This window comes from Paenibacillus allorhizoplanae (assembly GCF_927798215.1).
Lineage (GTDB): Bacteria > Bacillota > Bacilli > Paenibacillales > NBRC-103111 > Paenibacillus_E > Paenibacillus_E allorhizoplanae.
In genome coordinates this window covers 732,381-747,187 of record NZ_CAKMMW010000002.1, presented here as the reverse complement: position 1 = coordinate 747,187, position 14,807 = coordinate 732,381, and the positions used below count along the sequence as shown (strand labels likewise).

Sequence of the window (14,807 nt, the reverse complement as noted above, 5' to 3'; positions counted from 1 at the left end):
CTGATGGAAATCATCCAAATCGTAGGTTTAGGACTCATCGTCACGATCTTGACGCTCATCATCAAGGAACAGAAGCCGATGTTCGCCTTTCTATTAGCTGCTTTTACGGGCATAGTCATATTCTTGTTCTTAATAGGCAAAATTTCTTCGGTTATCCAAGTCCTTGAGGACTTAGCAGTGAAGTCGAACGTAAACCTCGTTTTCCTCAAAACGATTCTGAAAATTATAGGGGTTGCTTACATCGCCGAGTTTGGCGCTCAGATCGTTAGGGATGCCGGCCAAGATTCCATAGCTTCCAAAATCGAGCTGTCGGGTAAGGTACTCATTATGGTTATGGCTATTCCAATCATAACAGTCATCATAGAAACCGTGGTTAAACTGCTCCCTGCTTAGAAGATTCACCTAAGGAGTGACACGCATGCACCTACTTTATTCGCACCAGAAGCTGAACAACCGGTGGATCTTATTGTTTATTATATCGATGGGGATGTGGCTAGGTTTGATGGGTTCCTTAACAGCCGAATCGCCTACAGATATCATCATCCAAGAACAAGCGAACCGCTTGAATACGGAGCCGGTAGAGCAATATTGGGATAAGCTAATGAAGGAATATGGCGGGTATTTCCCGGAGAGCAAACCACCAACCTTCATGGAACTTCTCCTTGGGACCAAGGGCATTAGTATGAAGAGTATTTTTAAAGGACTTCTAAGCTATGTATTTCATGAGATTATCATCAATGGCAAGTTACTAGCTTCCATCGTTGTTTTGACCGTCTTCAGCATGATTTTGGAGACGCTGCAAAGCTCTTTTGAGCGAAATACGGTTAGCAAATTAGGTTACACGATCACGTATATGGTATTGATCATCATCGCCATCAATAGCTTCAGCGTTGCGATCGGGTACGCCAAAACAGCCATTTCGTCTATGATTCAATTCATGTTCGCCATCATGCCTTTGTTACTAACTTTATTAGCATCCATGGGTAATGTTACTTCCGTGGCCATCCTTCATCCTCTGATCGTGTTCATGATTCATTCGGTGGGAACGGCGATATATGTGTTTGTTTTCCCGCTCTTGTTTTTCTCGGCTGTGCTTCACATCGTTAGCTCACTCAGCGATAAGTTTAAGGTTACCCAGTTAGCAAATCTACTGCGCACCGTCAGTTTAAGTATGCTGGGCGTGTTCGTAACGGTTTTCCTTGGTGTCATCTCTATTCAAGGGACAGCAGGTGCGGTTAGAGATGGTGTGGCGATTCGAACAGCAAAGTACATTACTGGGAATTTCGTGCCTGTTGTAGGGCGATTGTTCTCGGACGCAACGGAAACGGTGATAGGGGCCTCTCTCCTTGTCAAAAATGCAATAGGACTTGTTGGTGTTGTCATTCTCGTTCTGTTGTGCGCGTTTCCAGCGATTAAAATCTTAACGCTAGCTTTTATCTACAACTTATCCGCAGCATTGATGCAGCCCTTAGGCGATAGCCCGATCATTGCTTGTCTGCAAACGATTGGTAAGAGCTTGATTTACGTTTTTGCAGCGTTAGCGGCAGTAAGCTTAATGTTTTTTCTTGCCCTGACCATCATGATCACAATTAGCAATGTCTCCGTCATGATGAGGTGAAAGGAGCTAGGCGATGGATTGGTTAGCAGGATGGCTGAAAACCGTCATTATGGTCATTATGCTCGCGACGTTTGTTGATCTTCTGCTCCCAAGCAATACGATGCAGCGGTATGTGAAGACGGTTTTGAGTCTATTTATTCTACTGACGCTACTCACCCCTGTGCTTCAGCTGTTCCAGAAGGACTGGGATATGGATCGGCTGCTCAGTCAAGTGGAGAAAGAGCAGAATGAGAAAACGATGCTTGCAGGTGGTTTTGGCGGCAATCAAACACAAATGAAATCATTGGCAGCCATCACGAAGGATGCCAATAAGATTCAAGATGCAGAACAGAAGAAAACACAGGAATTAGTACAAACACAATTAGCCGCATTGATTAAAGAGGACTTGCAGAAACAAACGGAATGGCCAGTACAGGAGGTACAAGTTCATGTAGAAGTAGACAATAATGGGAAACCCAGCATTACCAATGTGAAGGTGACCCTTGATGATATAGAAACGAAGAAACAAACTTCAACGAAGAGTAACAGTATTGCAGCGATGGAGCCAGTCAAGCCTGTAGATCCAATCAAAATTGGGTCTACCGCGGTAGCGCAAGATCGTCAGACTTCTGCTCAAGGCGACTTGCAGTCAACCCTTAAAGCGCTGCCTAGCGAGCAAGAAAAGGATCGACTCAAGCAAGATATTTCACGGAATTGGTTAGTGGATCCTGCCAAAATCGAGATCGAAACTATACAAAGCAAAGGATGGATGGCGAGGTGAATCGATGGGGACATTGCTGCAATGGATGGAGCACAAATTCGGCGGCGGACCTGGTGGACCTAAGCGTAAAAATACGTTGCTTTGGGTCATCATGGTTGGGCTTTTAGGAGCTGCGCTAATGATCATAAACGCATTTATAAATGTCAAAGATCTGGATCCCATCAACACAGGCAGAGCGTCTCCCCCAGCGGAAAGTAAGGAAACCTTTGCAGGAAGCGCGTCTAAGGAAAACGCAAGCTTTCATGACTATGAACAAGCTTATGGTGACCAACTGAAGGGCATCCTGCAACAAATTGTCGGTGTTGGCGAAGTGGAAGTGCTCGTTACTATCGAATCTACGGAAGAAATGACCGTTGACAAAAATTATAACGATAATCAGACCATGACGACAGAACGCGACAATGGTGGCGCAACACGCAACATATCCCAGGTAACGCGAAGTGGTGAAGTCGTTCTTTATCAAGTATCAGGTGACCAGAAGCCGCTTGTGCTCAAATACATTAAACCCAAAATTAGAGGTGTCATTGTTGTTGCTAAAGGTGCAGAAAATCTCACGGTGAAGAAAATGATCATGGAAGCCGTTGAGCGAGGAATGGATGTTCAAGCGAGTAAGATTTCGATTTTACCGCGCAAAACAGGGAATTAATTCAGCGAATTATCTAACTATTCTAAGGAGGAATAAACAATGAATGCAAAAAGACAAACAATTTGGCTCGTATCGATGCTTAGCTTGATGGTGGTACTATCCGCGTATTATCTCTTTACTGAGGACGTCAATAAGTTGGATCTCGCATCTTCTGATGCCATCACGCAATCGCAAGAAGTGAAGATTGATATGGCACAAGTGGACCCAGTTACTGGCGCAAAAACGGATGTAAAAGCAACATCTGGAACAGGAACACAATCCGACACTAAAGCGACAACGCCGCAAACTTCTACAAAAACAGACGCTAAAGCGACGACGACACAAGATAGCTCCAAAACTACGACAAAAGATGCAAGCAAACCAACAACGAATAAAACAGATGATCAAGTGTTGAAACAGGTAGAAGAGCAAGCCAAAACGACGTCTGCTAACGACTATTTCACAAATGAACAAGTAAAACAAAATAACTACTTCAGCAAAGTTTCCACAGATCTGATGACAATCATTTTGGATACGAAGAAGACGCCTGAAGCGGTAGCAAAAGCAACAAATGATTTGTCTGCCCTGTCCGATTTGCAAGATAAGATTGAAAATCTTCAAGATCTTTTAATTCAAGATTTCCCGCAAGCAGTCATTAATCAAGATGGTAACAAGTGGAAAGTAACGGTTCAAGCTGATAAATTGGAAAAAAGCCAAGGTGTTTCCATCGTCGACATGGTTGTCAAAGAACTGGGAGCTATGCCAGAAAATATCAAGATCCAATACGTACGTCCGTAGGGATTCTAGTGAAGTTTTTGCTTCACAAATGGGAAGTGGAAAGGGTCCGGATAAACTGGACTCTTTCCATTTCGTGCGTTTATGGGTATAATACATACGTTGCGGCTATGAAAACGCATTTTTAAGGGTTCACCAACGTCTAAAGGAGTGACTTGAATGTTTAAATTGAGTGAAATCAAAGAGTTAATTAAACTCGTCGATCAATCCTCTTTACAAGAACTTGAAATTGAAAATGAAGGTGCACGCCTTTCTATTCGTAAACCGAATAAAGCGGAGCCTCTGTATGTATCCGCTCCAGTTCAACACACATACGCACCGATTGGTCAACCAAACTACACAAATACAGCGCCAGCAGCTACTCTTGAAGTGCCAGTAACTGCTAACGGACAAGCCAAGCAAGAGGATTCATCTTTACATAAGATCGTATCTCCGATGGTAGGGACATTCTATCAATCCGCTTCGCCAGGATCAGCGCCATTCGTAAGCATTGGCTCTAAAGTAACGGACAAGAGTGTTGTTTGTATTGTGGAAGCTATGAAATTAATGAATGAAATAGAAGCCGAAGTGAAAGGCGAGATCGTTGAAATTCTCGTTGAGAACGGACAGCTAGTCGAGTACGGACAACCTTTATTTTTGGTTAGACCGGAATAGTTGCGTTTGCAAGCTTATGCTGACAGCGCAAGCTTTTCGCAGGAAGAGCTCTTAGGAGGGCAAATCATGAAATTTAATAAAATACTTATTGCGAACCGCGGAGAAATTGCAGTTCGTATTATCCGAGCATGCCGTGAACTTGGTATCTATACGGTTGCTGTGTACTCGGAAGCAGATCGAGAAGCACTGCACGTTCGTTTGGCAGATGAGGCTTATTGTATCGGGCCAACAGCTTCCAAAGACAGCTATTTGAACTTCACTAACTTGATGAGTGTTGCAACGTTAACGGAATGCGATGCGATTCATCCTGGATACGGGTTTCTTGCTGAAAATGCAGACTTCGCAGAAATTTGCGAGAGCTGCAATATCACTTTCATTGGTCCTTCGCCAGACGCGATCTCCCGAATGGGGGATAAAGCCGTTGCCAAGCAAACGATGAAGGAAGCAAGAGTTCCAATTATCCCAGGTTCTGATGGGTTGGTTGAGGATATTGATGATGCTGTGGTTATTGCACGTGATATCGGATATCCGATTATTATTAAAGCGACAGCAGGCGGCGGCGGCAAAGGAATCCGTATTGCAGAGAACGAGGAAACACTTGTTCAACAAATTACGGCTGCTCAACAAGAAGCGCAGAATGCCTTTGGTAATGCAGGGATCTACTTGGAGAAGTATTTAACCGGCATGAAGCATGTTGAGATTCAAATCCTTGCTGATAAACACGGCAATGTCGTTCACTTAGGCGAACGTGACTGCTCTGTACAGCGTCGTAGACAAAAACTTGTTGAAGAAGCACCTTGTCCGATTCTTACGGAGGAAACGCGTAAAGCTATGGGGCAGGCGGCAGTGCGCGCAGCGAAAGCCGTGAATTATTCTGGAGCGGGAACCTTGGAATTCTTGTTAGGTCCAGATGGTAATTTTTACTTTATGGAAATGAATACACGAATCCAAGTTGAACATCCAGTTACTGAAATGATTACGGGGATCGATATTATTCAAGAAATGATTCGCGTTGCTGAAGGGAATCCGTTGTCATTCAGTCAAGAGGATGTTCGCATCAATGGATGGGCGATCGAGTGCCGCGTGAACGCGGAAGATCCGAATCGGAACTTCATGCCATCTCCAGGGCAAGTGAAATTTTATTTGCCGCCAGGTGGATTTGGTGTTCGCGTGGATAGTGCCGTATATCCTGGGTATACGATCCCACCACACTATGATTCCATGATCGCGAAGCTAATCGTCTGGGGAAGTACGCGTGAAGAAGCTATTAACCGTATGAAAAGAGCGCTCAATGAGTTCGCGGTGGACGGTGTAAACACGACGATTCCTTTTCATCTGAAGCTGCTTGAGCATAAGAAATTTATCAGTGGCGATCACGATATTAAGTTCTTAGAAGAGCACGACGTGAACGATCCAGAATCGTAGATAATCATTTGTCATATTTTTACCGAAATGTTATACTAATAAATTAAGATGGCTTATCCCATTTATATTTTAAGCTTATCATGCAAGATTGTTACAATCACAATTTTAAGATTTACAAGCCAGTTTTGCTGGCGCAAAACTTTTAGGAGGTGCCACAATGAGCACAATCGCTCCGGATTACGTCAAGACAGACATGGGCAGCATCCAGATTGCCCCCGAGGTTATCGAAATCATTGCCGGATTGGCAACGGTGGAAGTGCAAGGTGTAGCGGGGATGAGTGGCGGATTAGCTGGCGGCATTGCTGAATTACTTGGACGCAAGAATTTGTCCAAAGGCGTAAAGGTAGAGGTCGGACAACGTGAAGCTGCCATTGACGTCTCCATCATTATCGAGTATGGAAATCGTATCCCAGAAGTTGCAAATGATATTCAGAACAATGTGAAGATGGCTATTGAATCAATGACAGGTCTAAATGTTGTTGAGGTCAACGTACACATTCATGATGTTCACTTTAAGCAGGCGGATAAACCGATTGACGAAGAACCAGCGGCTGCCAATCGTGTGAAATAGGCGGTAAAGCTGAGCCATATGGATCAATTGAAACCCCCTACAGGTTGCAGGGGGTTTCCTCTAACTTAGGAAGGGGACAAGCGTAGTGGGTAAAATTGTGGACAGGCTCTTGCTACTTTTCTATAGCCTGATTATTTTCGTCGCATCGATCTTTGTATTGTTCACAGCATCTAGCTGGATCCCACTCGATCAAGCAAGTACAACGCTTAGTCATTTCTATTACGAGAAGAGCTACGCTTATCCGGGCATTATCATTAGTTTGATTATGCTGCTGATTTCCGTACGATTCTTGATCGTAACGCTTCGTCGCGGACGTTCCCAGGCACCATCGATTGATCAACGCACTGATTTTGGGGATATTCGAATTTCCATCGAGACGGTTGAGAATCTTTCGCTGAAAGCAGCGGGTCGCACGAAAGGTGCCAAGGACTTGCGTGCACGAGTTAGAGTGAATCAATCCGGGTTAGAAATAACAATTAGAACGATTGTCGATGGGGAAAGCTCGATTCCGGAACTGACTGAAGACATGCAAGGTACAGTGAAAAGTTACATAGAAGAGATTACCGGTATTCCTGTAGCTTCCGTAACCGTATTCGTAGCGAATATCGTGCAATCTGCCCCAACGTTTAAAAGCCGGGTCGAATAGAGGTGAATCCACATATGTGGAATGAACTGTGGGAATTCCATAGGGGCAAAGTAATCGGAGTGTCAGCGGGTATATTCTTCGGTTTCATTTATTTATTTTTTGGTTTCTGGGATATGTTGATCTTTGCATTTATCGTTCTTGTTGGTTTTTATGTTGGAAATAAGTTGGATCGCAAAGAAAGTTTCGTCATGCTGGAAGACATTTGGCGCTATCTCACACAAAAATGGAGAATGTTTCGCTAAAATCCCTGGTTCAACCATGGATTTTTTTGTTTGGATTGGATCCAATTTGACGTATACTAGGAGCAAGAGTTTTTAGGAGAAGGTCGCTTTGCTGGAGTAAAGCACTTAGGAGGAACAGAATGAAACGCAGAATTGCACGTGAAATTGCTATACAAAGCTTATACCAAATCCAAATGAATGAGGCTACTCCTCAGGAAGCTGTTCAAGTCGCGATTCATGAAGCTGAGCATGATAATGAAACGCAGTTGGATTTCTCCGGAGATAAGATAGATCCTGTCTACATTGTTGAGCTTGTTGAAGGAACTTACAAGAACAAAGTAAGCATCGACGAGTTGTTGGAGGAGTATCTGAAGGGGTGGGCGATGGACAGACTGTCTCGCATCGATCGGGAAATTCTGCGACTGGGTGCCTACGAGATGCTGTATCGCGACGATGTTCCACCGAAGGTTGTTGTTAATGAAGCTATTGATTTGGCCAAGCATTATGGCACTGAGGAATCAGGGAAATTCGTAAATGGTGTGTTAGGAAAAATGATCAAAGAGATCGACGAACTGAAAGAGAAAGTTCTGCGTACGCTTTGAACAACCTTATTGAGATCATCAGCATAGTTAAATAGGGTAAGGCTTAAACGGCTAAGGGGGAAATAACATGTCAGCACAAGTAATTAATGGGAAAGAACTCGTGAGCTCAATCCGTGAGGAAATTAGATCTGACGCAGCGGCACTTACAGCTCAGGGAAACCAGCCAGGTCTTGTCGTTGTGATTGTAGGTGAAGATGCAGCTTCGCAAGTATATGTTAGAAACAAAGCGAAAGCTTGCGATGATGTAGGTATTTATTCCGAAGTACACCGTCTGCCTGAAGAGACGACACAAGCAGAATTAATTGCACTCATCCATGGTTTTAACGCGAATAATCGAATTAACGGGATTCTTGTTCAATCACCACTGCCAAAGCATATCAATGAAGAAGCGGTTGTTGATGAAATTGATCCAGCGAAAGATGTAGATTGCTTCCACCCGATTAATGTTGGTAACCTGATGATTGGTAAAGATGGTATGAAGCCTTGTACCCCGCATGGTGTAATTGAAATTTTGAAGCGGACAGGCGTGGAAATCGCAGGTAAACATGCTGTTGTTGTAGGTAGAAGTAATATCGTTGGTAAACCGATGGCGATGCTGTTATTGCGCGAACACGCAACGGTTACTGTCGTTCATTCCCGTACGCCTAACATGGAAGAGATTACCAAACAGGCTGATATTCTTGTTGTAGCGGTTGGCAAAGCGCATTTGATCAAAGCTAATCATGTGAAACCAGGTGCAGTCGTTATTGACGTTGGGATGAATCGTCCTGCAGACGGCAAATTAACGGGTGATGTTGATTTTGAAGCCGTGAAAGAGATTGCAAGTGCGATCACACCTGTTCCAGGTTGTGTAGGCCCAATGACGATTACGATGCTGCTTCGCAATACAGTTGATGCGGCTAGCCGTGCAGCTAAAGCGAATGTGAGCGTATAGTCATCTTATGGCGAGAAATGAGACCAAGATTTTATCCGTAAAGGATCTAAACCGTTATATCAAGCTATTGCTGGAAGGAGATTCACGACTCCAGGATGTGTGGGTGCGAGGCGAAATTTCGAATTTCACACATCACTCCAGCGGTCATATGTATTTTACATTGAAAGATGCGGATGGTCGGCTGAAAAGCATCATGTTTGCTTCGCATAATCAAAAACTGGGATTTATTCCGAAAGAAGGCACGAAAGTCATTGCTCGCGGCAATATTTCCGTTTATGAGCGTGACGGTGCCTATCAGTTTTATGTGACGGCGATGCAGCCTGATGGCATCGGCAGCTTGTATTTGGCTTTCGAGCAGCTGAAAAAGAAGCTCGAAATAGAAGGATTATTCGCGCCAGAGCGCAAGAAACCGATTCCTCGGTTTCCGCGCGCCATTGGCGTGATCACGTCCCCGACGGGGGCTGCGATTCGTGATGTCATCATCACGCTGCAGCGGCGCTACCCGTCGATCCCGATCTTGCTGTACCCTGTCCTTGTACAGGGTACGCAGGCGGCGCCTTCGATCGTGAAAGCGATCGAAGCCATGAACCGGCTCGGTGAAGCCGACGTGCTCATCGTGGGCCGCGGCGGCGGCTCACTGGAAGAGCTGTGGGCCTTCAACGAGGAGATCGTTGCGCGGGCTATCGCAGCCTCCGCGATCCCGATCATCTCGGCCGTCGGCCACGAGACGGACTTCACGATCGCCGACTTCGTCGCCGATCTCAGAGCGCCGACGCCTACGGCGGCGGCAGAGCTCGCGGTGCCGCACCACCTCGAGCTGAAGCAGCAGCTATCGCAGCAGGCACAGCGCCTGCATTATGGGCTGCTGCAGCAGCTGCGCCGCAAGCAGGAACGGCTCGAGCGCGCGAAGCGCTCGCCGTTCCTGACGAACCCCCGCAGGCAGCTGCTCATGCAGCCTGCGGAGCGACTCGACCGGCTGGCGGAGCAGCTCGGTTACCGTATGCGTCAGCGCCTCACGGAGCTGTCGCAGCGGCGTATGAAGCTGGAGCGTCGCTTATCCAGCTTCAATCCAACGGAGCAGGCCGTGATGGCGAGACGACGTTTGGACACGTCCAAACGCCAAATGCTCACGGCCATGCAGACCCTCCTGCGCTCGAAGAAGCAGGAGTGGCAATCCAGCGTCCGTCATCTGGACGCCCTCAGCCCGCTGAAAGTTATGCAGCGGGGCTACAGCCTTGCATATGACGTACAAGAAAAGCAACTTGTGAGATCGGTAACGCAAGTAAATATCGGTGATCGATTATCCATACGTCTTAAGGACGGTAAAATACAATGTCAAGTTTCGGGGATGGAGGCGAACATTGATGTCAACAAGTGAAACAGAAGTAAGTTTTGAAGTTGCTATCGAGCAGCTAGAGCGTATCGTAAGTCAGCTAGAGAGCGGTGACGTTCCTTTAGAGAAAGCAATTGAACTGTATCAAGAAGGCGTAAGACTCTCCCATATTTGCGGCGTAAAACTGGAGCAAGTGGAGAAGAAAATTGAGATGCTGGTTGAAGGGGAAGCTGGGGTAACAAGGAAGCCTTTCCAGCCTGTCTTGGAAGATAAGGGGAATTAGTTTGAATAACATAACGTCTACTATTCATACATACATCGCTTCCCATGCTGAATTGGTTGAAGCTGCATTGCGTCAATCATTGCCAACTGCTTGGGAGGTGCCAGCTTCGTTACGTGAGTCCATGGACTACTCCTTGATGGCAGGCGGCAAACGCCTGCGTCCTATTATGGTTCTCGCTGCAGCAGAGTCGCTAGGTGGCTCACTGGAGTCTGCTATGCCTGTTGCGATGGCTATCGAATTGGTTCATACCTATTCGTTAGTTCATGATGATCTGCCAGCGATGGATAATGATGATTATCGCAGAGGTAAGTTAACGAATCACAAAGTTTATGGTGAGGCAATGGCTATTCTTGCTGGCGATGCGCTGCTTACGCACGCCTTCTTCTGCGTTGCGCAGTCACACAAGAGGTTTGGTGTTCCTGCAGAACGTGTACTAGCCATTACAGAAGAGCTTGCCGTACTGGCAGGTGCTCGTGGCATGGTTGGCGGTCAAGCAGCGGATATGTTAGGAGAGCAAGGTTTAACCAAGTTAGAAGAGCTTACTTATATTCATACACATAAAACGAGTGATCTTATAGTGTTCTCTTTGCGTGCTGGTGGGCATATTGCTGGGGCATCCGAAGCGCAATTGGAAGCACTCAGTGAATTTGGACACGCGCTTGGACTTGCTTTTCAGATTCAAGATGATATTTTGGATATTATCGGTGATGAAGCGAAACTAGGTAAGCCTGTGAAGAGCGATGAGAAACAGCAAAAGGTGACATTCCCTTATTTTATCGGCATGGAAGCTTCTGAGCAGAAGGTGCAAGAGCTGACGAATCAAGCGAAAGAAGCCTTAATTCGATCCAATATACCGAACCCTGAACGGTTGCTGCAGATCGCAGATTACCTGATGAAACGGGATCATTAGACATACGTATACAATTTGTATGACATACCGGTAGGTAGTTTTTTCACGAATTACCCAATAATATGATATAATGGTGAAATCTTAGTATTTTCACATTGAAAGTGAGGAAACAAGCGTGCTGCTCGAACAAATCAATCGGCCTGCAGATTTGAAGCGGTTATCCTTGACGGAGCTCGAAGAATTGGCAGGAGAAATCCGTCAATTTCTTATTGAGAAGCTTTCCGTTACTGGTGGACATCTAGCCCCGAACTTAGGCGTGGTTGAACTCACGATAGCTTTACACACCATGTTTCACAGCCCGTATGATAAACTGATTTTTGATGTGGGTCACCAGGCGTATGTACACAAAATTTTGACAGGTCGTAAAGACAAATTCGATACTTTACGTAAATATAAAGGGCTCTGCGGGTTTATTAAGCGTTCCGAGAGCGAACATGATGTCTGGGAAGCAGGACATAGTAGTACCTCCCTGTCAGCTGCCATGGGTATGGCAATGGCGCGTGATCTCAAAGGCGAACATAATAAGGTTGTAGCCATCATTGGTGATGGTGCGCTTACAGGCGGCATGGCATTAGAAGCCATGAATCATATTGGTCATGAGAAGAAGAATATTACCGTCATTCTGAATGACAATGAAATGTCGATTGCGCCCAACGTAGGGGCTCTTCATAATTATTTAAGCAAAATTCGTTCGGATCGTCATTATTTGAAAGCTAAAGAGGAAGTCGAATATTTACTGAAGAAAATTCCTGCCATCGGCGGAACGCTGGCCAAAACAGCGGAAAAGCTGAAGGATAGTCTTAAATATTTTGTTTTAAATGGTGTGTGGTTTGAAGAATTAGGCTTTACTTATATTGGTCCTGTAGATGGACATAACCTCCAAGTACTACTGGATACGTTGAAACAGGCTGAGAAGGTTGCAGGCCCTGTGCTCATTCATATCGTTACGACTAAGGGGAAAGGTTATAAACCTGCAGAGAACGATTCCCATACTTGGCACGGCTTAGGGCCCTACAAAATGGAGTCTGGTCAAGTTCTTAAGTCTTCTGGACCGCCGATGTATACCCAAGTTTTCGGAGATACATTAATTGAGCTTGGTGAGAAGGACTCTCGTGTGGTTGCGGTTACGCCTGCAATGCCAGGTGGGTCTGGATTATTGAAGTTTGCAAAGCAATTTCCAAATCGAATGATTGACGTTGGTATTGCAGAGCAGCATGCGGCTACGTTATGTGCAGGTTTAGCAAGTGAAGGCTTGAAACCGGTATTCGCTGTATATTCAACGTTCTTGCAGCGTGCGTATGATCAAGTTGTTCACGATATTTGTCGTCCTAAATTAAATGTTACCTTCGCCATTGATCGTTCTGGCTTTGTTGGTCCGGATGGTGAAACGCATCAAGGGGTTTACGATATTTCATTTTTGCGAACAATTCCTAACATGGTCTTAATGATGCCGAAGGATGAGAAGGAATTGCGTGATATGATGCAAACGGCGCTTGAATATAATGATGGCCCGATTGCGTATCGTTATCCGCGTATTAATGGCACAGGCGCTAATATTGATGAGGCTCCAAAGGCCATTCCGCTCGGTACTTGGGAAACTGTACGTGAGGGTGATTATGCTGCAGTTCTCGCTGTTGGACCTATGGTTCAAGTTGCAGAGGAAGCAGCTGCTCAGCTGGCCCAAGAAGGCATTGAACTTCGTGTTGTGAATGCCAGATTTATTAAACCGTTGGATGAAGCTTACTTACTACAGCTAGCTAAGGAATCGATGCCAGTGATCACGATGGAAGAGGGGTCAATCCAAGGTGGTTTCGGAAGCGCGGTCTTAGAATTCTACGCAGAGAAGCGGGTTGTTGGTTTGCAGGTTGAATTGATGGGGATTCAAGACTACTTCGTAGAGCATGGCAGTGTGCCTGAACAACGCGAAGAAGTTGGGTTAACTGCCCATCACTTGATTGCCGAAGTGAAGAAGCTAGTTCCTCGCAAGGTTCTACGAGCGAAGGTCTAGTAACCGATTTTGAATAGGAGCAACACATCATATATGTCCTCGGATAAAGAACGATTAGACTTATTGCTGCTGGAGCAAGGATATTTTGAAAGCAGAGAAAAGGCAAAGGCCGCCATCATGGCAGGCCTTGTTTTTGCGGATGAAGAACCAGCTGATAAAGCGGGGATGAAGATCAGCAGGAAAGCCGTGCTGAAAGTAAAGGGTGCGCTGCATCCTTACGTGAGCCGTGGCGGATTAAAGCTGGAGAAAGCGTTAAAGCATTTCGACATCGACTTACATGATGCAGTAATGCTCGACATAGGAGCTTCTACGGGGGGATTCACGGATTGTGCGCTGCAAAATGGTGCGGCCTCCGTCTACGCGGTGGATGTTGGCTACAATCAATTGGATTGGTCGCTGCGCAATGATGAGCGTGTTCATGTCATGGAGAGAACGAATTTCCGTTACACGAAATTAGAGGATTTGAACGGTCCGAGACCTAGCTTTGCCAGTATTGATGTTTCGTTCATTTCGCTTCGTATTATTCTGCCACCACTTAAGGAAATCTTAGGGGATCAGGGTCATGTTGTTGCTTTAATTAAGCCGCAATTCGAAGCTGGTCGAGAGAAGGTTGGGAAGTCGGGCGTTGTAAGGGACACGGATGTACATATTGACGTTCTAACAACGGTTCTTTCATTTGCTGAGGAGCTCGGCTTTCGCTTGAAGGGACTCACTTACTCGCCAATAACCGGTGGTGAAGGGAACATTGAATTCCTTGCGTACTGGTCGAGCAACGAAACGGAAGAGTCATTGGCAGCGCCAACTTCGATTAAAGCCCTTATTGCCGAGACGGTTAAAGAGTCTCAGAAATTACATGGAAAATAAACTCATCTTTGAGAACGCCTTTTGCGGCCCTGAGATGGGTTTTTTCACTTAAGAGAAAGGATTTCCCTTCCGGATTCGCGAATACTATGGCGAGGTGAAGGACATGGAACAAGGCGATGTAAGAGTCATTTTGTTAATCCTTATCGTTATTGTTTGTATCGTCTTTTGGCGATTTCAGAAGTGGTCAGCGGGTTCAAGTCGAAGAAGAGGACGTATTCCAAGACATGCGAACATCCCCGAGGATGATGTTGTTGATTTACTTGAGGCTGCTGGATTCGAAGTGCTTGCGGGTAAAACCAAAATTCCAATTACCATGACCGTTGGAGAGAGAGAGCAGCTGGAAAGCCGCCTATTTATCGATTATTTTGTACAAAAGGAAGATGATATTTATCTTGTGAAAGTGGCAAGAGAACGCAAGCCACTTGAGATGACAGGGAGCGCTGTACGTGACATGCTGCTGCCCTACACCCTCATTTATCCGGAGGCACAGGGTATCCTTTACGTTGATATGACCGTTAGCAAAATCAAAAAAATCACTTTTCACATAGAGGTGTAAGG

18 protein-coding genes are annotated in these 14,807 nt (G+C 45.6%); all 18 read left to right on the top strand.

The window, feature by feature from the left end; genetic code table 11:
- The first annotated feature begins 3 nt into the window (after window positions 1–3).
- Window positions 4–393 (top strand): stage III sporulation protein AD, encoded by a 390-nt coding sequence (spoIIIAD, locus tag L6I86_RS06155; RefSeq protein WP_056614713.1) that lies wholly within the window; start codon window positions 4–6, stop codon window positions 391–393.
- Window positions 394–418: 25 nt separating this feature from the next.
- Window positions 419–1,618 (top strand): stage III sporulation protein AE, encoded by a 1,200-nt coding sequence (spoIIIAE, locus tag L6I86_RS06150; protein ID WP_420851851.1) that lies wholly within the window; start codon window positions 419–421, stop codon window positions 1,616–1,618.
- A gap of 13 nt (window positions 1,619–1,631) precedes the next feature.
- Complete coding sequence (gene spoIIIAF, locus L6I86_RS06145; RefSeq protein ID WP_236285583.1) at window positions 1,632–2,378, top strand: stage III sporulation protein AF; 747 nt, start codon at window positions 1,632–1,634, stop codon at window positions 2,376–2,378.
- 4 nt (window positions 2,379–2,382) lie between these two features.
- Window positions 2,383–3,024 (top strand): stage III sporulation protein AG, encoded by a 642-nt coding sequence (gene spoIIIAG, locus L6I86_RS06140; RefSeq protein ID WP_236285581.1) that lies wholly within the window; start codon window positions 2,383–2,385, stop codon window positions 3,022–3,024.
- A 39-nt stretch (window positions 3,025–3,063) separates the two neighbouring features.
- The gene (locus L6I86_RS06135; protein ID WP_056614700.1) at window positions 3,064–3,801 is read left to right on the top strand and encodes a SpoIIIAH-like family protein; all 738 of its coding nucleotides are present in this window, start codon (window positions 3,064–3,066) and stop codon (window positions 3,799–3,801) included.
- Between the two features lie 156 nt (window positions 3,802–3,957).
- Complete coding sequence (gene accB / locus L6I86_RS06130) at window positions 3,958–4,452, top strand: acetyl-CoA carboxylase biotin carboxyl carrier protein (RefSeq protein ID WP_236285573.1); 495 nt, start codon at window positions 3,958–3,960, stop codon at window positions 4,450–4,452.
- 66 nt (window positions 4,453–4,518) lie between these two features.
- A complete protein-coding gene (accC, locus tag L6I86_RS06125; RefSeq protein ID WP_236285571.1) occupies window positions 4,519–5,877 on the top strand; it encodes an acetyl-CoA carboxylase biotin carboxylase subunit in 1,359 nt (452 codons plus the stop codon).
- Window positions 5,878–6,034: 157 nt separating this feature from the next.
- On the top strand, window positions 6,035–6,448 hold the full coding sequence (locus L6I86_RS06120) for an Asp23/Gls24 family envelope stress response protein (RefSeq protein ID WP_056614688.1): 414 nt from the start codon (window positions 6,035–6,037) through the stop codon (window positions 6,446–6,448).
- 85 nt (window positions 6,449–6,533) lie between these two features.
- Window positions 6,534–7,094 carry an alkaline shock response membrane anchor protein AmaP gene (gene amaP / locus L6I86_RS06115; RefSeq protein WP_236285569.1) on the top strand — a complete coding sequence of 187 codons (561 nt, stop codon included), beginning with the start codon at window positions 6,534–6,536 and terminating at the stop codon, window positions 7,092–7,094.
- Window positions 7,095–7,108: 14 nt separating this feature from the next.
- Complete coding sequence (locus L6I86_RS06110) at window positions 7,109–7,336, top strand: DUF2273 domain-containing protein (RefSeq protein ID WP_056614682.1); 228 nt, start codon at window positions 7,109–7,111, stop codon at window positions 7,334–7,336.
- 119 nt (window positions 7,337–7,455) lie between these two features.
- Window positions 7,456–7,917 (top strand): transcription antitermination factor NusB, encoded by a 462-nt coding sequence (gene nusB, locus L6I86_RS06105; RefSeq protein ID WP_171630181.1) that lies wholly within the window; start codon window positions 7,456–7,458, stop codon window positions 7,915–7,917.
- Window positions 7,918–7,984: 67 nt separating this feature from the next.
- A complete protein-coding gene (folD, locus tag L6I86_RS06100) occupies window positions 7,985–8,851 on the top strand; it encodes a bifunctional methylenetetrahydrofolate dehydrogenase/methenyltetrahydrofolate cyclohydrolase FolD (RefSeq protein WP_236285567.1) in 867 nt (288 codons plus the stop codon).
- Between the two features lie 7 nt (window positions 8,852–8,858).
- Complete coding sequence (gene xseA / locus L6I86_RS06095; RefSeq protein ID WP_236285565.1) at window positions 8,859–10,229, top strand: exodeoxyribonuclease VII large subunit; 1,371 nt, start codon at window positions 8,859–8,861, stop codon at window positions 10,227–10,229.
- Window positions 10,216–10,467, top strand: coding sequence for an exodeoxyribonuclease VII small subunit (xseB, locus tag L6I86_RS06090; protein ID WP_056614667.1), 252 nt, complete (start codon window positions 10,216–10,218; stop codon window positions 10,465–10,467). The genes xseA and xseB overlap by 14 nt, the downstream gene beginning before the upstream one ends.
- Window position 10,468: 1 nt before the next feature.
- A complete protein-coding gene (locus L6I86_RS06085) occupies window positions 10,469–11,377 on the top strand; it encodes a polyprenyl synthetase family protein (RefSeq protein WP_420851850.1) in 909 nt (302 codons plus the stop codon).
- A gap of 115 nt (window positions 11,378–11,492) precedes the next feature.
- Window positions 11,493–13,385, top strand: coding sequence for a 1-deoxy-D-xylulose-5-phosphate synthase (gene dxs, locus L6I86_RS06080; protein WP_236285563.1), 1,893 nt, complete (start codon window positions 11,493–11,495; stop codon window positions 13,383–13,385).
- A gap of 33 nt (window positions 13,386–13,418) precedes the next feature.
- Window positions 13,419–14,249: a TlyA family RNA methyltransferase gene (locus L6I86_RS06075; protein WP_236285562.1), complete on the top strand. Its 831-nt coding sequence runs from the start codon at window positions 13,419–13,421 to the stop codon at window positions 14,247–14,249.
- 103 nt (window positions 14,250–14,352) lie between these two features.
- Window positions 14,353–14,805, top strand: coding sequence for a hypothetical protein (locus tag L6I86_RS06070; protein WP_236285560.1), 453 nt, complete (start codon window positions 14,353–14,355; stop codon window positions 14,803–14,805).
- Window positions 14,806–14,807: the final 2 nt, after the last annotated feature.

Coding starts and splice junctions, on each gene's coding strand:
- spoIIIAD (WP_056614713.1), top strand. CDS start 4: ATGGAAATCATCCAAATCGTAGGTTTAGGACTCATCGTCACGATCTTG.
- spoIIIAE (WP_420851851.1), top strand. CDS start 419: ATGCACCTACTTTATTCGCACCAGAAGCTGAACAACCGGTGGATCTTA.
- spoIIIAF (WP_236285583.1), top strand. CDS start 1,632: ATGGATTGGTTAGCAGGATGGCTGAAAACCGTCATTATGGTCATTATG.
- spoIIIAG (WP_236285581.1), top strand. CDS start 2,383: ATGGGGACATTGCTGCAATGGATGGAGCACAAATTCGGCGGCGGACCT.
- L6I86_RS06135 (WP_056614700.1), top strand. CDS start 3,064: ATGAATGCAAAAAGACAAACAATTTGGCTCGTATCGATGCTTAGCTTG.
- accB (WP_236285573.1), top strand. CDS start 3,958: ATGTTTAAATTGAGTGAAATCAAAGAGTTAATTAAACTCGTCGATCAA.
- accC (WP_236285571.1), top strand. CDS start 4,519: ATGAAATTTAATAAAATACTTATTGCGAACCGCGGAGAAATTGCAGTT.
- L6I86_RS06120 (WP_056614688.1), top strand. CDS start 6,035: ATGAGCACAATCGCTCCGGATTACGTCAAGACAGACATGGGCAGCATC.
- L6I86_RS06110 (WP_056614682.1), top strand. CDS start 7,109: ATGTGGAATGAACTGTGGGAATTCCATAGGGGCAAAGTAATCGGAGTG.
- nusB (WP_171630181.1), top strand. CDS start 7,456: ATGAAACGCAGAATTGCACGTGAAATTGCTATACAAAGCTTATACCAA.
- folD (WP_236285567.1), top strand. CDS start 7,985: ATGTCAGCACAAGTAATTAATGGGAAAGAACTCGTGAGCTCAATCCGT.
- xseA (WP_236285565.1), top strand. CDS start 8,859: ATGGCGAGAAATGAGACCAAGATTTTATCCGTAAAGGATCTAAACCGT.
- xseB (WP_056614667.1), top strand. CDS start 10,216: ATGTCAACAAGTGAAACAGAAGTAAGTTTTGAAGTTGCTATCGAGCAG.
- L6I86_RS06075 (WP_236285562.1), top strand. CDS start 13,419: ATGTCCTCGGATAAAGAACGATTAGACTTATTGCTGCTGGAGCAAGGA.
- L6I86_RS06070 (WP_236285560.1), top strand. CDS start 14,353: ATGGAACAAGGCGATGTAAGAGTCATTTTGTTAATCCTTATCGTTATT.